Source organism: Teredinibacter waterburyi (assembly GCF_001922985.1).
In the GTDB taxonomy this organism is placed as follows: Bacteria; Pseudomonadota; Gammaproteobacteria; order Pseudomonadales; family Cellvibrionaceae; genus Teredinibacter; species Teredinibacter waterburyi.
This window is the reverse complement of sequence record NZ_MRUH01000106.1, coordinates 10,381-32,088: the sequence shown is the minus strand read 5'-3', so window position 1 is coordinate 32,088 and position 21,708 is coordinate 10,381. Positions and strand designations below refer to the sequence as shown.

General features: G+C 46.0%; 14 protein-coding genes. All 14 read right to left on the bottom strand.

All coding sequences use genetic code 11. From position 1 onward, the window contains the following. Window positions 1-613: hypothetical protein (locus IDZ20_RS07855; RefSeq protein ID WP_188150882.1), on the bottom strand; the 613-nt coding region annotated here is incomplete at its 3' end. Window positions 614-646: 33 nt separating this feature from the next. Then, a complete protein-coding gene (locus tag IDZ20_RS07850; protein WP_188150881.1) occupies window positions 647-1,780 on the bottom strand; it encodes a hypothetical protein in 1,134 nt (377 codons plus the stop codon). Between the two features lie 226 nt (window positions 1,781-2,006). Continuing rightward, window positions 2,007-3,035: a DUF2931 family protein gene (locus IDZ20_RS07845; RefSeq protein ID WP_223144932.1), complete on the bottom strand. Its 1,029-nt coding sequence runs from the start codon at window positions 3,033-3,035 to the stop codon at window positions 2,007-2,009. Window positions 3,036-3,090: 55 nt separating this feature from the next. Beyond that, on the bottom strand, window positions 3,091-4,449 hold the full coding sequence (locus IDZ20_RS07840; RefSeq protein ID WP_188150879.1) for a phospholipase effector Tle1 domain-containing protein: 1,359 nt from the start codon (window positions 4,447-4,449) through the stop codon (window positions 3,091-3,093). A 19-nt stretch (window positions 4,450-4,468) separates the two neighbouring features. Then, a complete protein-coding gene (locus IDZ20_RS07835) occupies window positions 4,469-5,545 on the bottom strand; it encodes a hypothetical protein (protein ID WP_188150878.1) in 1,077 nt (358 codons plus the stop codon). Between the two features lie 337 nt (window positions 5,546-5,882). Beyond that, window positions 5,883-7,361, bottom strand: coding sequence for a tryptophan halogenase family protein (locus IDZ20_RS07830; RefSeq protein WP_188150877.1), 1,479 nt, complete (start codon window positions 7,359-7,361; stop codon window positions 5,883-5,885). Between the two features lie 29 nt (window positions 7,362-7,390). Continuing rightward, window positions 7,391-8,425 (bottom strand): cupin-like domain-containing protein, encoded by a 1,035-nt coding sequence (locus IDZ20_RS07825; RefSeq protein ID WP_188150876.1) that lies wholly within the window; start codon window positions 8,423-8,425, stop codon window positions 7,391-7,393. 42 nt (window positions 8,426-8,467) lie between these two features. Continuing rightward, window positions 8,468-9,199 carry a SapC family protein gene (locus IDZ20_RS07820; protein WP_188150875.1) on the bottom strand — a complete coding sequence of 244 codons (732 nt, stop codon included), beginning with the start codon at window positions 9,197-9,199 and terminating at the stop codon, window positions 8,468-8,470. A gap of 162 nt (window positions 9,200-9,361) precedes the next feature. Continuing rightward, entirely contained in the window at window positions 9,362-12,406 is a 3,045-nt protein-coding gene (locus tag IDZ20_RS07815) for a TonB-dependent receptor (protein ID WP_188150874.1), read from the bottom strand. A gap of 854 nt (window positions 12,407-13,260) precedes the next feature. Then, window positions 13,261-14,751, bottom strand: coding sequence for a tryptophan halogenase family protein (locus tag IDZ20_RS07810; RefSeq protein ID WP_188150873.1), 1,491 nt, complete (start codon window positions 14,749-14,751; stop codon window positions 13,261-13,263). Window positions 14,752-14,769: 18 nt separating this feature from the next. Continuing rightward, window positions 14,770-15,783, bottom strand: coding sequence for a cupin-like domain-containing protein (locus IDZ20_RS07805; RefSeq protein WP_188150872.1), 1,014 nt, complete (start codon window positions 15,781-15,783; stop codon window positions 14,770-14,772). 75 nt (window positions 15,784-15,858) lie between these two features. Continuing rightward, complete coding sequence (locus tag IDZ20_RS07800) at window positions 15,859-16,578, bottom strand: SapC family protein (RefSeq protein ID WP_188150871.1); 720 nt, start codon at window positions 16,576-16,578, stop codon at window positions 15,859-15,861. Between the two features lie 45 nt (window positions 16,579-16,623). After that, the gene (locus IDZ20_RS07795) at window positions 16,624-18,174 is read right to left on the bottom strand and encodes a tryptophan halogenase family protein (protein ID WP_188150870.1); all 1,551 of its coding nucleotides are present in this window, start codon (window positions 18,172-18,174) and stop codon (window positions 16,624-16,626) included. Window positions 18,175-18,283: 109 nt separating this feature from the next. After that, window positions 18,284-21,328, bottom strand: coding sequence for a TonB-dependent receptor (locus IDZ20_RS07790; protein WP_188150869.1), 3,045 nt, complete (start codon window positions 21,326-21,328; stop codon window positions 18,284-18,286). Window positions 21,329-21,708: the final 380 nt, after the last annotated feature.

The window sequence follows — 21,708 nt, the reverse complement described above, 5'->3', positions numbered from 1 at the left end:
CGAATAGGTTATCCGCTAATGGAAAATAGACATGATGAGTAATTGTTCTGTGCGGGGAAAAATCTTGGGAGACTACCTCCAGCTTAACCGCGTTGACGGGTAAGAGATGCAGAGGCTGCCAGTTGATGGGTGCGTTAAACACTTGGATACCTTGGCGGGATTCACTGCGATGATGCGCGTACAAGTTTGTGAGATTATCTCCAATTACCTGCTCAAGCGCTCTTGGGTGAAACAGCGATACATCCTTTGGGTAGTTAACTATCTTGATGAGCCGAAACGACAAATCCAAAGCTGACGCTTCGCCGGTAAACCATGGCCCATAAAACGTCCAGGAATTGTAAAAAAAATCCGCTTCTCGCCAATGGTCAACAAGCCCGCGTGCAGCTTTTTCGGCATCAAAATAGTTGCGGAACGTAAGCGTTTGCTTGGCGTTATAACAACGCTCCGGCATGATGGGTATATCGTTAGATCGGCGCGGCCGATGCTTGGGTGCTTTAAAACAAATTCCGGTCCCATCAATGTCGCTGCGAATGGTATTTGCCCAGGAAAAGCTTGGCCCTTTGGGAATTACGAGACCGGTGGGTTCTCGTAATTTAAATGGAACGTGAAACATCGCGTCTTTCCTTCCTTATTCACCTTATTGGACTTATTTGTATTTTTTTCCTGAGAACTGTTTGCGGCCTTTCATTACCGTGGTGGTAACAAAGTACAGCGCGCCCATTAGACTAACCGCACCGCCTACCGTAGCACCAACCCCCGCTAACCCAAACGCAGCGCCTGTAGCTGTAAGGCCGAACGCCGTAGTGTTAATTGCCCCGCGCCCAGAAATATCGGCAACCATGTGGTTACCCTTTATCTCACTTTTACGCAGGCCGGTATTTTTGCCGCCATTCCCCGCCAATGTAAGCTTCATCTCTTTCGCCAGCGCCAAGGCTTGAGAGCTGTTAGAGGTAGGCCGATTTAGAAAGATGGAGTGCTTCTCTAGGGTAGTGCCTTGGTGGTTAAGGATTTGTAAGGCGCGGGTCAGTATCGCTGAACCACCCCAGTCGGCAAACCAAAGCACACCCTCTATATTGCGTGCTTTGTACATACTATTCGCCAGTAGCGTGGCCGACTCGGTTTTGGCTCTGTCGCCCGCCGTAGCTAATGCCATTGTTGCGGGTTTTAGGCCAACAATACCACCTCGACCCGGTGTGTGGTGTAGATCAAACCCGGAGTGGCTGACCATGCTTTTGATAGTAGTGTTGAGTGCCACTAAATCGTTTCGCGCGGCCTTAGCGATATCCTTTGGATCATCCTTCGCTTGATCCGAAATCACCACAGGCCGATAGTCCTTTTTTAAAATCGCCCCATCGCTCTGAAACTCTGGGAACTCATCTACACCCTTTGCAATCCGCCAAAGCCCGGGCCGCTGCTTATTCTCTTGCATTTTCATGTAGTTAGCATCAGCGTTTAGCCCTCTTAGTTGCACTGTACCGTCGGCACAATCCTCTAGGGTTGCGGTAACACCTGGTAGCACGAGGTAAAACACCCCGCGACCATAGGCGACGCTGGTCTCTTGCTGCACGTACACATTATCCATATGCAGCCGCCCAGAGGTAAGGCCCTTTATGCCTCTTACCACAAGCCCTGCCCAGTGGTTGCCACTGTTGGCGAGATTAACCAGTTCGTTGTAAACCGGTAAGGCCTGATTCGAACACAGAATACGCTTGCCACCGGCGTTGCCTGCGATTGAAATTGGCGTGCCTTCGGTTGGTTTTAATCGACTAGCCTGAAGCATTTTCCATTTTCCTTATGATTATGCTCGTAGGTTGGTATGCCGCTTCGTTCTTGTACGGCGAGAGCTTATTGTTTGCAGGGCGGAACCTTATTATGAAGTGCTTTGCGGGTAAACGGCCTATGCGCTTAGGTTTGCGCAAAGTTCTAAGTCGGTCACATTATTTGGTAAAGGGTTGGAACTGCTCAAGCCTCTCTCAGCTAGCTTCAACCCTGCGAATACACCAGCTCTATTTAAGATCTGGGTGTGTGAAGTTTTCTATCTCTAGATGGGTGCTGTAATTTTCTAGCTTTGCAGGCCCTACATCTTCTCGCGCTTCTAGTTGTTGCTCAGGCTTTGCTGGGTTCGGGTATTGTCGGCTGAGATAGACTTCTACCACTTTGCCTCGACGACTTTCATCGGTGTTTAACGTGAGAACTATAGGTTCGTCGCCAGCTAGGGCCGAAAGTTTTTCGAAAGCTGGAATAATAAAGTCTGGATCGAATTCTATTTCAGATGAGCGTCTATTGCCGTTTGCATCCATCCAAAAGGTATGAAGTTTTTGGGGGGCTGGATGAGGCTTTTCGGTCATGGTTTTTCTTAAGGGTTGAAGGAAGTAGTCTGCCTCGCCATTAAAAAACTCTACCTGATAAAAAATATCGATCGGCTTTACACTATTGAAATCTAGCATCCAGGTGTAAGTCTTATGCCGTCGATCAATTAACCCTTCAGGAACGCCTTCTATTGCAAGCTTCTCTAGCTCAGCTTCGCTTAGATCTTCTGACAGCGAGTTTCGTATATATTGCTCACGGGGTATTTCGGTGTTTTTAGTCAAGGTCGACCACGGCAAATCCGCTTTCTGTGCTTTATCATAAAAAACGAGCGTACGCTTACCTACTCCTGCCGCCCAAACTGCAACAGCCCCACCAGGCGCAACTCCAACCGTTATGCGGGTATAGTTCTGTTTTTTCTGTGTATGGACGCTATAGAAGCCTTGCTGAAATAAAGAAAGCAATTCATCGTAGGGTAGATCGAAACTACCTTGATAGAAGCAATCTTCAGTGTAGGAAAAAAAAGTGATCGTAAGCGTCTTGGGGATTGCTTTAATCGGATCCCCAATAACTAGCGTTGATTTATAAATTCCCCAGCCACGATTTATACTCGCAGAATCTGGCACCAACACGAAATTATCGTCGGCCAAAAAAAGTATACCTTTCAGTACTCGCATTGGGTATTGCGTTGGTGCCGAATCCCCCGGAAGCCATTCAAACTTAGCCATATGCTTTGTGCATCCTGTCAATAAATTTAAAAGTGATAACATAATTAAAATTCGCTTAACCATAGTGCTCTACACGGGCGCGCTTACCGGCCTCAAAATTAGGTTTGTTAGGTTTGATAACGACTGCAACCGTCGCTAGGTGTGCGGAATAGTGTAAATATTTATTACGTAGCTCCGGTAGCCAGGATGGCTGACTTTGCATGAACCAGTCATCTTTTGATGAACTGCCTTGAGCGTAGGATTTAAGTGTACTGCCTACACTCGCTATGTCACCAGGGATCACGTGGTCCATCTCTAGGGCTGCTTTTAGACCAACCCCGCTTTGACGTGCAAAGTCTGCCATAATCTGTAAGGGTATAGCTGAGTACCCATTTCTAACTCTGGCACGTCTGCCGTGAAGACTGTAGCTAAATATCGTTTGCGGCGCAGAGAAAGCGCCAGAATACAAAACTTCACGAGTTTCGCGAATTGTGATTTCGTCTGGCTTATACCACCCTTCAAGAATCAAATCGTTGCGCAGCGCTTCGGTATCGGTTTTTGAGTAAGATTCATATAGATGCTTGTCTTCGCCATCTGTATCTGTATAACCTCCACCAATATCAGAATGCACACCGGGTAAAAATATCTGCTTACCAGCACCGCCAACACTTTCTATATTGGTCAACGAAAAATTACTGCGATGCTCATCTGCCGATGCCAATTGGATTGTCTTTTCTACTTTATATTTTGCTATCGAGTCTAACTGCAGTGTTTCCGTGTCATTCGTATGACTTAACCCGTAGGACGCAACCGTATCAAACAAGCCTGCAAATTTAACCTCCACTACCGAATCTTCAATGGCAAAACCCGCAAAACGCAAACGTCTAGCGAGGTGCCGCGGCTGTGTGCGTCCACGCCGCTTATTATTCATCGCTTTATAAATAAAGTACCGCGCCGCCGCCGCGCCGCGGCTAAAACCAAATACATCTAACACAAGTTTCTTTATTTTCGGGTAAACGATAAATTCATTTTGAAGTGCGCTTAACGCTTCGACAAAACCACTATTTACCTTATCCGTAATCCCCGCAGCATACTTCCCTAACGCATACCCCCGAGTGGTATCGCTATCGAGATTTTGCGTACCTATACCTTCGATGTAAATACCAATAGAGTGATCGAAACCAGAAGCTTTCTCAATGTAACGGTGTAAATACGATATATTGGACTCTTCGTTTTGGTAACTTGAGTCGGGTTTGGCGCCATGCTCTCGGTATTCAGCGCTGTTCGCTTTTCTCGCCTCTGTGTTAAGTCGGTTATTACCGGTCCCGTCAAAATACAGACTAATGCGTAGCGTGATCTCTTTCTGATCGTCTTCTTTTTCGTCCTCTTCCTCGACGGGAGAGTCTACGTGAACCTGTTCACCAACCTGCGTCATATTTAATTGTCCTTAAGAATCAAATTACACGTGAATGTAGATGTACAGCGCTGCGCCATTCTCGGTCTGAGGAGGCGCAAACTAAGTGATGCTGTTCGTTGTGACTTTTTAGTAGGGTATCTGCGGAAAGTGCAATCATCGCCAAACCGCTGGCACAGCCTAGATCACCCCAGCAGTCGGCGGGATGTTCGGTTACTATGCCTTCTTTGAATTTTCGCTGATTGCGAATAGCTGTTACGCCGTGCTCTTTTGCCCAATAAGCTTCGCCGTTCATTGTGCTATATAGCCGCGATATACTATTTTGCGGCGCCGCGACAAGGGCTTTTTGTACTGCGTTATGTAACCCTTCGCCCATATTCTTCCCTGCGCTATCTGTACTCGCTATAGACCCAGCTTCTTCTGCGTAACTTGGTACCGGAATGGCGACAACTTTTCCATTATCAACTATTGCTTCATCTGGCGAGCGACAAAGTAAAATGAAGCAGGCCCCTTCGCCTAGTGTTACACCACCTGAACCACCTTCGACCAATAAACGCTCTCGCTCATAGAAGTAACGTAACAGCGGTAAGTGTTGGTAGCTTTGGCTAGCGCCTACGAGTACATAGTCGTGGCCCTGTTCGAACAAATATTTATGGGCTAGCTCTAAAGCCATAAGCCCAGCAGCTCTACCCTGAGCAATTTGACGAACGCAATCGCGATCAATTGGCAGTTTTTCTACATCGATAATATTGCGGATTAGAATGTGTGGGGCTGGCGAACAAATGCCGTCGATGGGTTCTGGAAGGGAAAGAATAAATGGAACAGGTGTGTGAATATTTTTACCCTGAAAACACTCCCGCGCCGCTAGCACGGCCATCTTTACGGTTCGATCGAGCTGTGCGCTTAGCTTTACCCCAAGCTCTAGCTCGCCATCAAACTGGTCAAATAGTACCTGCGGAACAGAGGCTAAAGAAATCGAGCGCCCCTGATTGTCGTCGTACTCCGATAACTGATAACCCGAGATTGAAGCCCGCACAGCGGCTAAAACCGTTTGCGAATTACCGCCAATAGATGTAATAAGTCCGCTTCCTGCGAAATAACAAACCTGCTCGTCCATGAATCCCCTATTGAATTTGATGCTAATCGTGAAGGCAAATTAATCGCCGAACAGATTAGCGCTTGGCATTTAAACATAGAATACCAAAACAGATATTTGACCCAGTTGACGGTTTTGCAGTTTAGCCATAAAAAAAACAGCAATAACGCCCGCGCGGAAGTATAGGGAGTGAGGGATGAATATGGCTGTAGGAAATTGACTTGGCAGGGGTTAGGTTGTGGCTGAAAATGTATAAGCTAGGCATAGAGTAAGTGGAGCTAACACGGAGAAACACTCCTCGCTATAGGAATCGCACTTTTACGACATACTAACTACACCTTGCAATGACGAGCAATGACTAAATCTTACAATAGCTTTTTATGAAATCGTGATGCGCTGGCAGTTTTTCAACTGCCTGGTTAATGCCATTTTTAATAGCTGCCAAAAAGCTTTGCAGTTCTCGATCAGTCATGGTTTGAGTAACGTGATGGTATTGCTTGGGAACAATGCCCTGCCCAAGCATAACTTGCGTCCAAGAGTCTATTCTAAAAAGCTCGCCATCTAACTGAAAGATATGGCCATACTCTTTAAACAGCTCTATTCGTTGCGCTAAGCTATCCGGAATGTCCATATTTTTGCAGTAACGCCAAAATGGCGTATCGTCGCGATCCGTCACCTTGTAGTGCAGAATTATAAAGTCTCTAATTTTTTCTAATTCGTCTATAGCGGTATTATTGAACTCATCAATAACCGACGGATAAATGCCGGAAAAAGGGAATGATTGCATTAGACGGCTAATACCAATCATAAATAAATAGATACTGGTTGACTCTAGAGGCTCTAAGAAACCGCTGGATAGCCCGAGTGCCACACAGTTTTTGTTCCAAATTTTTCGGCGACGCCCCGTTCTAAACTTAATTGTTCTGGGATCAGTTAAAGCTTTACCATCAAGATTTTGTTGCAGTTGATTTATCGCATCTACATCCGTCAGGTAGTGACTACAGTACACCAAACCATTACCCGTTCGATGCTGCAACGGGATTCGCCACTGCCAACCAGACTCGCGCGCAATCGATTTTGTGTAAGGTATTGGCTCTCCAGACGACTCTGTTTGTACGGCCGCAGCAGAATCGCACGGTAACCAGTGCGACCAATCTTCGTACCCAGTATTTAGGGTTTGCTCGATAAGCACGCCGCGAAACCCGGTACAATCTATAAATAAATCGCCTTCAATACACTCACCGCTTGCTAGGATTATAGATTCTATAAAGCCTGTAGAATCATTTTGCTGAACACTCTGAATTTTACCTTCTACGCGTTGTAAGCCGTTTTTTTCGCTGAAGGCCCGCAGGTATTTTGCGTACGCGGTTGCATCTAAATGGTAGGCGTAGCTAATTGGCGGCATATTTGCGGATAAACCAAACTTGTTCGCTTTTGCCGCTTGCAACTCATAACAGTAATCACCAAATTCGCCGCTATACCCGAGTTCTTTAGCACGCAACCAAAAATGTACAAATTGACACATCCATGCGCCCTTGCCAGTGTTACCAAAGGAGTGAATATAGCTCTCGCCAAGTTTGCCCCAGTTTTCAAATTCTATACCTAGTTTAAACGTAGCCGAAGTTGCCCGCATAAACTCCTGCTCATCAATTCCTAATAGCTGATGGAAAACTCGCATAGGAGGGATAGTTGCTTCGCCAACACCGACAGTCCCAATTTCGTCGGATTCAACCAATACAACATCGACTACACCCGCAAGTTTTTTTGAGAGCGCTGCACCTGCTAGCCACCCCGCAGTTCCACCTCCGGCAATAACGACTTTTTTAATTTGTTGCAATGAATCTACCTCTACTTGAACGACTGAATCTAACGATTGAGTTTATTAATTAACATAGCGCGTAGTTGGCGAGACTTCATATCATCCATTACCCCCAAAACACCTTGCGCGTGCTCTGGCAGATGCTCTATTGGTTTAGAAGTATCTCCAAATATGTAATAGTCAAAAAGGTGCTTCCACCCTTCTTTTTCGTGCTCGGGCTTATCACGTAGACTCAGCAGCGCATGGTACAAAACATTCATGCCCGAACCTGTGTAGATAGGTGCGTCGTTCCACCAATAATTAACAAGCACATTGAAGGGCGACAAGCCTTCTACATGATGCATCCACATACTGGGTATATACACCGCGTCGCCGGGCTCAAGTTCTACGACCTGAGCAGCAGCTAGAGCCGTTCGAAAGCGTGGGAATCTATTAAAATCTGGCGAGTCGAAATTCACCATGCTAATTGCTTGGCCGCCAGGAGTAGGCTCTAGAGGGCCAAAGTATAAATTTTCAAACTGGCTAGGAGGAAACAAGGTAAACCGCCGCCGACCAGCGACACAGCAGGCGATATTATCTAGGGCATCATAATGGCAGGTAGCGAGTGAACGAGTACCAATCCAAATTTTTACATCTGGCGGGTAGGTTGGATAGCCCGTTTCCGCGCGCGGCACTTGCAGGTCATTTTCACTTCTAAAACCTGGAAAGTGACTATCAATTGAGTTCGACGAAATGTAATAGGACGGTTCGTCTGGCTGATTCGCGCTATCTAATATTAGATCTAAGGCTTCGTCCACACGCATTTTTACGGTGTCGTAATTAAAGCCTTTTAAATCCTCACTATAAAAATACCGCCCTTTAATTCCCGCATGCCCTCGATTTATCAGCGATAACTTACCGTTGTACCAGTGTTTCAGGTAATCCACTATGGCGAGTGGCGACTGTGCGGCAAGGCTTACCGCCTTCCAGTTTTTGACCACGCCTTTTAAAACTACTGGCTCGCAAGAGCCCGCAATATCGGCAGGAATGGTATCTGGACTACAGTCATAAATAACGCGGGTTTCTGTTTTGATCTCAGCCATAGCCATCACTTATAGAATAAAATGTTAGTACTTTTTACCAGACTACAAACGAGAGTTTTTAATCTCAATCAATTTTTGTAAGTTTGATAACGAAGACAATATTAAAAACGCCCCCTGCAGAAAACCAGCTTTATTGAGCTTTTCTAAGCTCATGCCATCTAGGCCGGCTAGTTTTTCTTCACTTATGGTGTAGTAACCTGCAAGCTGATGTTTATCGCCATTTTTCAAGTCTATATTCACTGTTAATGGTTCAATTAAATTCATCGATTCGAAAGCCGCATACATGGCTGTGGCAACCTCGTTACCTTGGTGAATCGTGCTCAGAATATTACTGATGTAATCAAGATAGGGGCTATTTCCACCAAGCGGTTGAAACAGTGGTGCACCTTCGATCTCTCCTACTTTCACATTATCCAAGTCAACGAAAACCATCTGACTCTGGTCGCCATCAGTGCCCTCTTGCGACCCCACTATAAACGGGCCTCGAGCAACCACAGCAGGCACATAGCGGCCAAGCCAACCACTTCCTTCTGAGCCTGGACTTTCGTCCAAGAATAAATTCTCGCCCTTTTGAATACCAAGTAACGCAACGGCTTGAAAGCTGTTGCTATCATTATCTTTGCGTAAAAAAATGGGGTATTCGCGCTGAATATCCATAAATTCCGTCGGGAAAGTTAACACCGCAGCATTATTATCTCCGGCTTCTCGCGAATACCGGTTGATAATTTTCATATTGCTGTGCTGAACGTTATTTAACAGTACATAGTTAGTCATTAAAACTCTCTCGTTTCAATTCGAGCGGTAAAATGCTGTTAAGCATTTTAATCTGATAGGTCACATGATCACACAAAAAGTGCGTTAAAAAAAAGCCGCTGAAACAGCGGCTTTTTACGAACCAAGTTGCTCAAAGGTGCAATGCTTGCACCTTAACTCAACTTAGAACTGGTAACGAACACCGATCTGGTAGCGAGGACCTAAGTCATCTAGGTAACGCACCATGCGATCATTACGGTTGTGCTGACGAATGTTCTCGCCAGTAACGTTAATACCTTCAAACGATACAACCAAGCTCTCGGTAAGATCATAACTGACGTTCATATCGATCTGTGAGTATGCTTCAACATAACGCGGGTTACGAGAGGAGCCTTGGTTTATCGCTGTCAGGTACTCATCACGCCAGTTGTACGCCAAACGTGCCTGCACACCAAAATTCTCGTACATCAACACCAAGTTAGCAGTATCACTTAAGCCTGTAAGCGCAAATTGATCTTCGCTCGGCAAGCCCTCGTCATCGAACTTGGTATTGTTGTTTACCATGGTGTAGTTGGCTTGAACACCAAAACCGGTATCGCCAAAGAAGTGTTGAACCGCAAGCTCAGCGCCGTAAAGCTTATCTTCACGATTATTGACCGGCCGGCTAGTGCGGAACTCCATAAGCGGGTCACCCGCTTCAGGAATTACATCCCAACCAGCGTGCTCGCCCAAGAACTCAAGTTGACCAAGACTTCCATCAAACTCTCCGTCAGGGAACAGATCTGGACGCTCTGTAACCGCCTCTGGATGCTCATTCAATACAACCATTGCATACAGGTTGGTGTCATCAGCGGACAAACCTAGCTCGCGCAAATCTTCTGCGGCTTGGAACACGCGAGGACCATTAGTCTGGTCTTGAATACCATAATGCGTTACGTCCTCTTGACCTTGACCAATAAAGTTAGCGACACGCTTTTCAAATACACCAGCAGAAACATAGCTGGTATCGCCAAAGTAGTATTCAATCGAAAGGTCTAGGTTATCAGACTCAAGTGGCAGTAATGCGGGGTTTGACGAGCTTGCGGTTGGCGTATAACCGTTGAAGGTAGAGCCGGTAGTACCAAAGTTGCCCGGCGCTACTCTTAGGTCTCCATAAGTCGCACGTGCAATAGTTTTGCTGTACGAGAAACGCCCCATCAATTGATCAGTGAACGAGATATCGAAATCTAGGCTAGGCAACATGTTGTCGTAACTAGCTTTTTCAGTAAAGTTCTGGGGTTCACCAGCTGTACCCGGAGAAAAGTCGTTGTTATTTTCCCAAACCAAGTATGGAATTGGGTTAACAATTGACTTAGAGCTCACATCGGTAGTTTCGTAGCGCATACCCGCCAAGAAGTTAACTGGGAACTCGCCAAGTTCGGACGATAATGCAACCTGGAAGTAAACCGCAGTCGTGTCTTCGTTCAACACATCACGGAAAGAGTTGGTATCAGCAACACATAGGCAAGTGTCAGGGTAAAGAGTATTAGCATACTTAGTAAGCGCTACCGCATCGCCGCGGAAGCCAGTATCGGGACTACTACTAACATCGAAATCATCAAATTCACTGTGAACATTGATTGGCATCAACATTTCGGCTGGGAACTCACCTGGGTTAGCAATACTCCAGTTACCCAATGCTTGGTTAGTGCCGGAGGTTTGATAGGCATCCATCTCCATTGCGCGAGATTCAATACCGAAATCAAAGCGACCCGAATCAAAGTCGAACGAACCGTCCAACTTAATCTGGTTAATATCGTTAGTAGAACCTGAACCCCGTACGCGCAAAATGGAAGAGCCCACGTGCTCGGACGTTAACGCGTTGTTAGCAACGTCGGTCGTGTAACTGTAGGTTGGAATATTACCGGAGAAATCTAAGGTTTTTGCTGTAACCGAAGGAGCACCAAGACCAATAGCAACTTCACCACTAGCGTCTGGACCGGTAGGCGTACTTTCTAGAGTCGAGCTATGCGCATCGAAGTTTAGGCTAAAGCTATCGCTAACTTGGAACGCCAAGTTTAAACCAAGCGAATCTAAGGTGTTGCTCTGTGAGCGGTATTGCTGCTCGTAACCCACATCAACCGTACCGCCATAAACTTCAGAAACCTGAAGAGGAGTGGCAATAGCGGAATCATCAAAAACGATACGAGAAACATTACTACCGTTTTGAATCCAGTTGGTCACTTCGCCACGAGCTTCTTCAATATCATTGTCTGCGTAGAGGTAATCTAAAGTAGCCGTCAACTTGTCATTAGGACTGAACTGAAGTGTTAGCTGGCTGTTCAAGCGCTCGCGCTGTGTATCAGAAAATGCATAGCGGAAATCGTTAGGACGCGCGTATAGCTGGCCATCGGCAGGTGCATTAACCACTTCAGCCTTATCAGCTTCATCAAGGCTATTTTGCTCATAAAGGTCATTTACACCCCACACACCAATGTTCCAGTTGTTTACAGTAACACCGGTATAACCGGAGTCGCGCTGCTGATAGCTAAGCGCCAAGGAGGCACCAAACTTTTGCTCATCATCCGCGTAGCTTACAAAGCCGTTAACTTCTGGCGTTATATCATCGTTGTAGCGATTGGTAGTATCCATTACCAACTTAGCACCAACAGCCGCTTTAAGGCCTGCATGATCTAAAGGCTTAGCGGTTTTAATATTGATGGTTGCACCAATGCCACCAGTAGCGATACTCGCTTTACTGGTTTTATAAACTTCTACGCCGCTAACATTTTCAGAAGCTAGGTTTGCAAAGTTGAAGGCACGGCTACCACCAGCCTGGGTCGTCGCATCTGCGCCAGTACCACCGCCGTAGCTAGTACCCGTTGGCAGGGTACGGCCGTTAAGAGTGATCATATTCTTGTCGCCGGCGAAACCACGCACGGTTACTTCGGCTCCCTCACCATTGGAACGGCTGATAGAAACACCTGTAATACGCTGCAAAGATTCAGCAAGGTTTGTATCTGGGAACTTACCCATATCTTCTGCTGAGATTGCATCCACAACACCAATAGCGTTGCGCTTTACATCCATGGAGGCTTCCAAAGATGCGCGAATACCACGAACGATGACTTCTTCTTCCACCTGATCTTGTGCAATGGCGAAGTTGCTTGAGCCAGCTGCAAGAGCTGCCACAGACGCAACCGCTGCCGCGATCGGCTTCAGTTTAAATTTTGTTTGATAAGATGACATAGAGATTTCTCCCCCCAAAATATTTGATTTTATTAGGAACTTCTTTTTTGGTGGCGAGACAAAAGCTCAACACCAACCATTAACAGCAAACGATTGCTGCTACCTGTATTAACCTCCTTGCAACGATGGCAAGACGGTCATACTCGCAAAGCACAACAAAGAACGACGACTATCTTTAGATGTCGTAATGTCGTTAATAAAACTGAGGGGCTATCAAGGAGAGAGGTAAAGTTGGCATAACTAGCAGTAGACCCGCTAGGCGTACCGAAACCGTTCACATCCCACAACTCGCTCAAACTTAAAAAGACTTTTCTAAATTCATACCTCTCACAGGCAAAGCATGAAACAAAGCACATAACGGCCATGAGACACAGAGCCATGAGACACAAGAAAAGTATCGAGCGAGAAACTGCCCCTTACATTTTAATTTTGTTGTACGCCCCGCCTTTCAGTTAGAAGGCGGGATCATTTTTATTTTCAGCGATTTTTGGGAAGTACATCTAGGTTAAGAGATCTATCTTCATATGCTCCACAAAAAGTAAACCGTTTACACGACTATATTTTGTGCAGCTCCGGCAAAATTTCACCCTACCCTCACAATGCCGAGAATAGAATTCCACGTGCCACAGCCCTTCTAAGGCTTTTATAAGTTATTGATATATAAGCTTATCATGGTACCTGCAAAGGTATGATTATACCCTCCACACCATTCAAAGCTTCGAAGAATACTACCCGTTGTTCACACAAGTATCAACGACCAAATCAGTATCAGAAACACACAAACTAAACAGCAAGCCAACCCGTCCCACTTAAAGCCATTTAAGCCGGTAGACGCGCCACACCAATCAACATGATTAACTTGATTTCACGGCACAATAAGACTCTACAAAGGCGTGATGTTTCGGCAAAGTCTGCACAAAAGCGGACACACCTTTAGTGTAGCTTTCAAAGTAATTCTTTAGCTCTTCGCTATTCATTGCATCAGCAACAGGATGGTAACCTCTCGGCAAGATCCCCTGACCTAGCATCACTTGATTCCAAGAGTTCACGGTAAAGAGCTCATCCGCGTGCCAATAGAGCCGCCCAGAATCCTTATAGATATCCAGCCGAGCCTTCAAGCTGTCGGGGATTTCCATATCGCGGCAATAACGCCAAAAATCACTATCGTTCCGACGCGTAACCTTATAGTGCAACACAATGAAGTCGCGAATAACATCCAGTTCAGAAAGCGCCTGACGATTGAATTCATCGACGTCAAATTGATTTAAACCCGACAAGGGGATCATCCGCATCAAACGAATAATCGTTGATGAGATAAGGTGGATGCTGGTGGACTCCAACGGCTCAATAAAACCACTTGATAAGCCGATCGCCACACAGTTCTTATTCCACACCTTGGCTCTATGCCCTGGGCGAAACTTAATTACCCGTGGCTCGTTTATCCGCTCACCTTCAATATTATCAAGTAATAACTTTATCGCATCGTCATCAGCCAAGTGCTGACTAGAATAAACCAAGCCGTTACCGACTCGATGCTGTAACGGTATACGCCACTGCCAGCCAGCTTGATGTGCGATTGAACGGGTGTAGGGTATAGCTTCGCCAACCGATCTCGTTTGGGTAGCCACAGCTCGATCGCAGATAAAGAAGTTGGACCAATCTTGATATTGTGTATGCAGCGCGTCGCCAATTAACAGCGCACGAAAACCGGTGCAATCTATAAATAGATCGCCTTCAACCCTCTCCCCTGACGCCAAAGCAAGCGCAGCGATATGACCGTCATCAGGATTTAATTCAACATGTTGAATTTTCCCCTCAATGCGCGTTAGCCCAATCGCCTCACTAATTTTACGCAGATATTTAGCATACAGAGTTGCATCGAGATGGTAGGCATAACCCATTCGCGGCTTTTGTGTAATTGCAAAACGGTTTTGCATGGCCGCCTGTAATTCTGGAGAAAAATCACCGAATGTGTAATTTAGGCCTTCGCTAAGCCCGCGCAGCCATAGATGCTGAAATTGCCCAGCCCAGAATTCTTTTCCCGTTTCACCAAAGGAGTGGAAATATTTTTCGTTGTTATCGCCCCAGTTTTCGAACTGAATCCCCAACTTAAATGTCGCTTGAGTCTCACGCATAAACTCCTTTTCATCAATTTGTAGAAGCTGATGAAACGACTGCATGGTTGGGATGGTCGCTTCACCAACGCCCACCGTGCCAATATCATCGGATTCAACCAAGGTTACACTAACATGATTGCCTAACATTTTTGAAAGCGCAGCCGCAGTCATCCAACCTGCTGTACCACCACCGGCAATTACCACTTTCAATAATTTTTCTCGCTTCACGTTATTTACTCACTCTTCTTAGCGATTTAATTTGTTCAATAACCAAGCACGCAACTGACGTGCACGGCGATCATCTAAAGGTTGCAAGAAACCCTGCGCCGCCTCAGGAATATGGTCGTACTTATGTTCTTGCGGGCCAAAAACGTAGTAATCGAACAAGGCCTTCCATGCGCGCTTTTCTTTTTCCGGCAGGTCGCGAATACTGAGCATCGCGTGATGTAGCACATTGGTAGGCACATCCATAAAGCGCTCGTATTCTCGCCACCAATAATTCACCAGAACATTAAAATCACTTAAGGATTCGACGTGGTGCCACCACATACTCGGCAACAATAGCGCATCACCCGGCTCAAGCTCTGCAACCAAGGCGTGATCAACAGCCGTCTTAAATTTAGGGAATTTTTCATAGTCTGGATTTTCGAAATCGACCATGCTGATAATTTGTCCCGACGGAGTAAAGTCCATAGGACCTGGGTAAAGATTTTCAACCTGCTCTATAGGGAAGAGGGTAAAACGTCGCTTGCCCACGACACAGCAGGCAATATTATCTGGCGCATCATAATGAGCTGCAACGCGCGATCGATTGCCGATCCAAATACTCACCAAAGGATTTAGATGGTTAATATTGAGATCATTATCTGCGCGGAAATCCGGCAAACAAACGTCGACGGTGGTGGAGCCGACATAATAGGTTGGTGAGTTGGACTTGGCTCTACTCGCGGCAAGTAAATCCAGCACTTCATCTAAGCGCGCCCGACTCGACTTAAAATCTAAAGAACCGCAATCGTCCGCATAAAAAAAACGGCCGCGCTTTTCTGCTTCGGCCTCATAAAACACCACACTTTTGTCGGTATAGAACTTCCGCAAATAGGCATCCGCTTCGGCATCAGACTGCAAGCCGGCCTGAACCAGCGGCCAGTCTGCAACCAAGCCTTTCAAAAGCAATGGCTGCTCCGATGCTAAAACAAACTCGGGGATATCGTCATAACGACAACCTTCGACAATTTTCACCTGCTGTTTTATATCTAACATCTAGCCATTGCTCTCCCGCAGTACAAACGATTAACGGCGCTTAGTTTCAGCTTGGAAACTTTTTGCCGTATTGATTTAGCTCAAGGCGTTGCGCTTCTTCGCTAAACGCTTAACATTTGAGAGCGACTGCAAAACCATATAGGCGAGCTGGAGGTGTCCCGAACGGTGTAACTTTCCGACAGTCGTATCATCTAAAGCTAAGAGCTTATCTTGGTTAATCGTATAGTATTGATCTGTTTTAAATTGCGTTCCGTCTTTAAACTCAACCTCAAGAACAAAAGGCTCAATCAATTCCAGCTCAAGAAATGCGCTAAACAAAGCCTTACAGGACTCAAACCCGCCATGAACAACGCTCAACATTTTATTGATGTGATCAAGATACGGGCTATTACCACCGTTCTCCAAAAAGACCCTTTCGCCCTCTTCGGTATTACTAATTCGCGGGCTATCCATATCGATATGTAAAACGGCTTTTTTCTCATCAGCCCCTTTCTCTGTTTGAAACCCAATCATAAACGGCTCACGCTGAATCAACGCGGGGATACAGTCTGCCTGCCAACCATCATCCGTTAAAAATAGGTTTTCTTTATCAGCAAAGCCAAATAAGGCAACAAGCTGAAACTCTCCTGTCTCGGGACTCTTTTGAAAATAGATTGGGTATTCTTTGTGCGCCTGCGCTATTTCCGCTGGAAATATTAGTGAACCGATAACGTTATCGCCATAGGCTGCACTTTTCTTGGTTATAATTCTTAGATCCTGGTGATCGACGTTGTTAAGCATTTTTACATCTGGCATGTTCACACCTCTAAATTCTTTTTCAATTGTTATAGTTGTTACATTCTAAATTCGCTGTAAACCGTGAGTATTAATTCGTTTTATTAGTTCACGATTAGATAAAAGCACTTTCGCGTAACGATCAACTGAACGCAAATTGTTTTCAATCATAGCAATGCCTCCAGCGATGCCATCCGACTTCCGCACCGCCCTCTCCGAGCTTTGCTTAAAACCCATCCCAAACAGCACGTATTCATAACTCGCCGCTGGAAATATTTCTTCGCAATGCAACATATCGTTGTAGTAGGGTTCGCGATATGTCCAGAGATCTAACAATTCTTGCAACCCCTCCGGCACCGAATTTGGCGAGGTAACATCACGCCAGTACTCGGTATCTCGACGCTCGCTTAATACATAATGTAGCTTTAGAAATTCGATGATCCGCTCCCAACGGTAAGAGAAAACCTTGTTGAACCGTTTTTCAACGATGGGTAGCGCATCTCTACTTACGGGCAGTTCATCGCGAATCATATTTGCCGAGAGCTCAACCAACGCCAAAGCACTCGCTTCAAGCGGCTCAATAAAACCTGCTGCCATACCTACCGCAACACAATTATTTTGCCAGAACTTAGCCCTATGCCCAGCCTTGATTGGAATTCGTCTTGCGGCTAACTCCTCAGCCTTATCAACGCCAACGCTTTTGGCAATGTGCTGTCGGAGTTCTTTTTCCGCATCATCATGATTTATATGGGAGCTGGAGTAAACGTACCCCACTCCTCGACGCGTTGATAAGCCTATATCCCAAGTCCAGCCTGCAGACTGAGCTGTCGCGATGGTAGAAGACGCAATTGCTGAATCCTCATCTGCGTAGGGGACTTGAATCGCTATAGCCGAGTCATTTATAGAGTGAGCGCTCTGATCAACAAATGGAACTCCCATATGCTGCCCGAGCAACAAGCAACTTGAACCAGTGCAATCGATAAACAAATCGCCAGCTACTTTCCGGCCTCCACTCATCAACAGTGACTCAATATCACCAACGTCTGTCGATTTAATTTGACTGACATGTTCAAGAATATGGACTACGCCCAATTTTGACACGCAATGACGCTGTAGTAAGCCGCTGAACTTACCTGCATCTAAATGGTAACCATAATTCAACGAACCAGCATACTCAGCCGCGGTTATCTGCTTTGGCGCTAAGCCAAGTTCGCTAATCTGACTTTGTAGGCAAACAGCGTCTGCAAATGGCAACTCACCAAAACCTTTTTTCCATGCTGCCGCTATATTTACGCCAGCACTACCTAACGGCGGTGTAAATGGGTGGTAGTAGGCATCATTCTCTGCACCGGTTTTCCACCCCACAAATTTGGACCCCTGCTTGAATGAGGTACCACATTCGCGAATAAATTCTGTTTCTGAGAGCCCGATTTTCATCAGCGTTGTGCGCATCGTTGGCCAAGTACCTTCACCGACACCAATCGCGGCCACATCCGGAGATTCGATAAGCGTAATCCGCACTGACGACTCGGCGCCTCCAGCTAACTCGGCAGCTAAAATTCCTGCTGTAAGCCAGCCTGCAGTGCCGCCACCCACTATAACAATATGTTTAATCATTAAGGGACATACCAATTCAAGAAGCTTTACGAGCTCAAAATTTTACTAAAAAAAAAGCCGCTGTCACCAGCGGCTTTTCACTTGCTGTAACTACTAACCAGAAAACTGATTAGAAACTATAGCGAACACCAACGTTGTAACGAGCTCCAAGATCTTCAAGGCTCCATAACTGATTAACAGAGCGACCGTGGCGACGAGAGTTTTCACCAGTAAGGTTCAAACCTTCAGCCGTTACTGTCAACTGGTCGGTAATGTCATAGCTCGCCGAGAAGTCTACCTGGTAGTAGGCTTCGGTAAACGATGGCTCGTTGTTGTACTGGGTGCGGTTATCAAGGAACTGGTCACGCCAGTTGTAAGCCAAGCGGAACTGCACACCATTATCGTCATAGAAGGCGACAAGGTTAGCGGTATCACTTAATCCAACCATTGCGAACTGACCACCAGTTTTAGTAACGTCAATAGCGACATCAGCATTTACTGCAGTGTAGTTTAGCTGAGTACCAAAACCTGAATCACCAAACCAATGCATCAACGCGAATTCAAAACCATAGATTTTGGTGTCTTCATCGTTTACCGGGATGTTAGTGTCCCACATAAGCAACGGATCAGTTGAGTCCGCATAAATGCTAGTAGATTCAACCGCTGGGTCTAGCCCTTCGTTGATAAGCATCTGATCGTGTTGCTGTTTTTCATCTTGAGGATTCCCACCTGCAGCGACAATATCCGCCTGAGCCTGCTCAAAACGTGGACCGGTTCGAGCGTCACGCAAACCATACCAATCGGAACTAATAACCGCAGAACCGATGTAGTTAGATACGTTCTTACCGAAATAACCTATGGAGATATAGCTGTCGTTGCTGTAGTAGTATTCAACAGACAAATCCAAGTTGGTTGACTTCATTGGCTCTAGATCAGGGTTACCACCATTAGCGGTCTTGCTGTATACATCATTAATAGCAACATCTGAACGCAACTCACCATAGCTGGCGCGCCCCATAGTTTTACTGTAAGACATACGGATCTTAACGTCGTCAGATGGACTCAAGTCAATATCCAAGCTTGGCAAAAGAACAGAGTAATCACCTGTACGCGAGAACGGGGTAGCCTCATCTGCAAGCTCTTGCCCCCAGTCATTATCCGACTGCCATTCCAAGTTAACAGGAAGCTGAACACTCGACACAGAAGTTACGTCTGTTGCTTCATAACGTAAACCAGCAACAACATTACCCGGCATATCACCTAGGTCGAAGGCTTGGTTCAATTCAACGTAGGCAGAGGTTACTTCTTCAGTGATTTCGCGGTTGATATTGTAAATACCATTCCACTTAAATTCGCCATCAGGGAAGCTGTTGAAGTTATCTGTATCTACTCCACTAGTATTCACATCAACCATTTTCGCAGCAATAGGGCCTAGATCAGCATCCCAACCAGCGTGTAAGAACTCATCGTCACGAGAGGAATCTTTATAGTCTGGGAACCCAGCACCAAAGTCACGAGCAGTCCAGTAGCCTTCCCAATCGTCGCCGAAAGTATCAGGATCAACACCACCCCAGTTACCCATAGTAATACGACCAGTCGCACCACCGTCGCCAACTAATGTGTGGTTAGTGTCTTCACGGGATTCAACCCCGAAATTTAATGTAGTGCTATCGCTAAACACGAAGCTACCATCAATTTTCAACTGCACAATGTCAGTAGTTTGCTCGGCATGAGAAATCGTACCGATAGCACCACTAATATCGCCGGCATCCAGCACGCCGTTATTATTACCTTTGGCAGGATCTGAATCGTCGATAGTCACACCCAATACAGGCATGTCGTAGGAGAAGTCTGCGTAGTTTGCAATTACCACGTTAGCATTCAAACCAGTTTCAGCTACGTCAGAAATATTCTCAGCAGTAGAGCTATGGAAGTCGAACGCTAAACTAAGCGCATCGCTAACAGCCCAATCCACGTTAACACCAACAGAAGAGCTAGTGGTTACACCCGTGTATTCTTGCTGAGCGAAAGAAACATCTTTACCACCGTCATAGGTCTCTTGATAAATAGTCGGTGCAGGTACCGCACTGTTATCAAAAGCAATATGAGAAATTGCAGAATAGTTATACCAAGTTGACTGCTGCGAGCGATCGGCTTCTAGCTCATATTCGGAGTAAACGATATCGGCAGTCGCAGTCAAATTATCGGTTGGTGCAAACTGCACCGTTAACACCCCATTCAAACGGGTACGAGTATCATCTTCAAGGGCGTAGCGAACATCACTAGGCAGATTAAACAGCTGTCCTTCTGCTGGTGCGTTATCAATAGTTACGCCAAGACCAGGCACCATCGGGTTCAGCACTTCGTCTTCTGGGGAGTCAGGGTCTGCTAGTCCAGGACGTGAGAACACATCAGTACCTACGCTAGTTTCTGGCTTCCACTGGTTAATGAATACATTCGAGCGAGTGTTGTCACGCTGCTGGTAGGCACCAGCAAAAGATACACCAAAGTTTTCATCATCATTAGCAAAGCTATACAAACCAGAAATTTCTGGAGTAGCTGATTGTCCGTCGATGCCGTTATCTACGGTAGTATCGTGAACCAGCTTACCGGCAATAGTTGCTTTGTTGCCAACTTCCAGCGGACGGATAGATTTGATATTAACTACCGCACCCAAGCCACCGGTAGTGATACTAGCTTTACCTGTTTTATATACGTCTACACCGCCGATCACCTCAGAAGCGAGGTTGGCGAAGTCGAAAGCGCGCGAGGCTGTATCACCAACGTTACCGTCGTTTGTAACAGCCGGCATATTGCGGCCGTTTAAGGTAACCATGTTCAAACTCGGATCGATACCGCGAGCAGAAACACGAGCACCTTCACCGTTGATACGGGTAATAGAAAGACCAGTGATGCGCTGAAGAGATTCAGCAAGGTTAGCGTCAGGCATTTTACCAATGTCTTCAGCGTTAATTGAGTCAACAACACCAACGGCATTGCGCTTAACATCCATAGATTGAGCCATTGAAGCGCGAATACCGCGAACAATAACTTCTTCTTCTACTTGATCTTGTGCAACGGCGAAGTTGCTAGAGCCAGCCATAATGGCAGCTGCAGAAGCAACAGCCATAGTGATGGGCTTTAATTTGAATTGTTGTGATTTCAGCGATGACATAGAGATTTCTCCCCCCAAATTTTAATTTTATTGATGACTTCCATATATAAGTGTCAACGAACAAGAGCGTTCACTAACACCAAGTAGAAACTACAAATGCTGACTTGTAGCAACTCTGTAAGCTCTTCGCTAGAAGCAAAAAAGCAATACCCTTAAAAACAGTTAAACCACGACAAGCCGCCGGAAAATACGGGCGGCGCTAAGAAAGGTTGCGCTAATTAAAGTACGTCTCTCCCCCGCTAACCATGAATACGACCACCCCAAATGAAGACTAGATCATATTGATCACTCATTTAAGGGCATTAGTACTCAGTTTATTTCTGGTCCCTACCGCTAGCGCAAGCACTAGAGGTAGGTGAAAGAGGCTGCAAGGTTAGCCG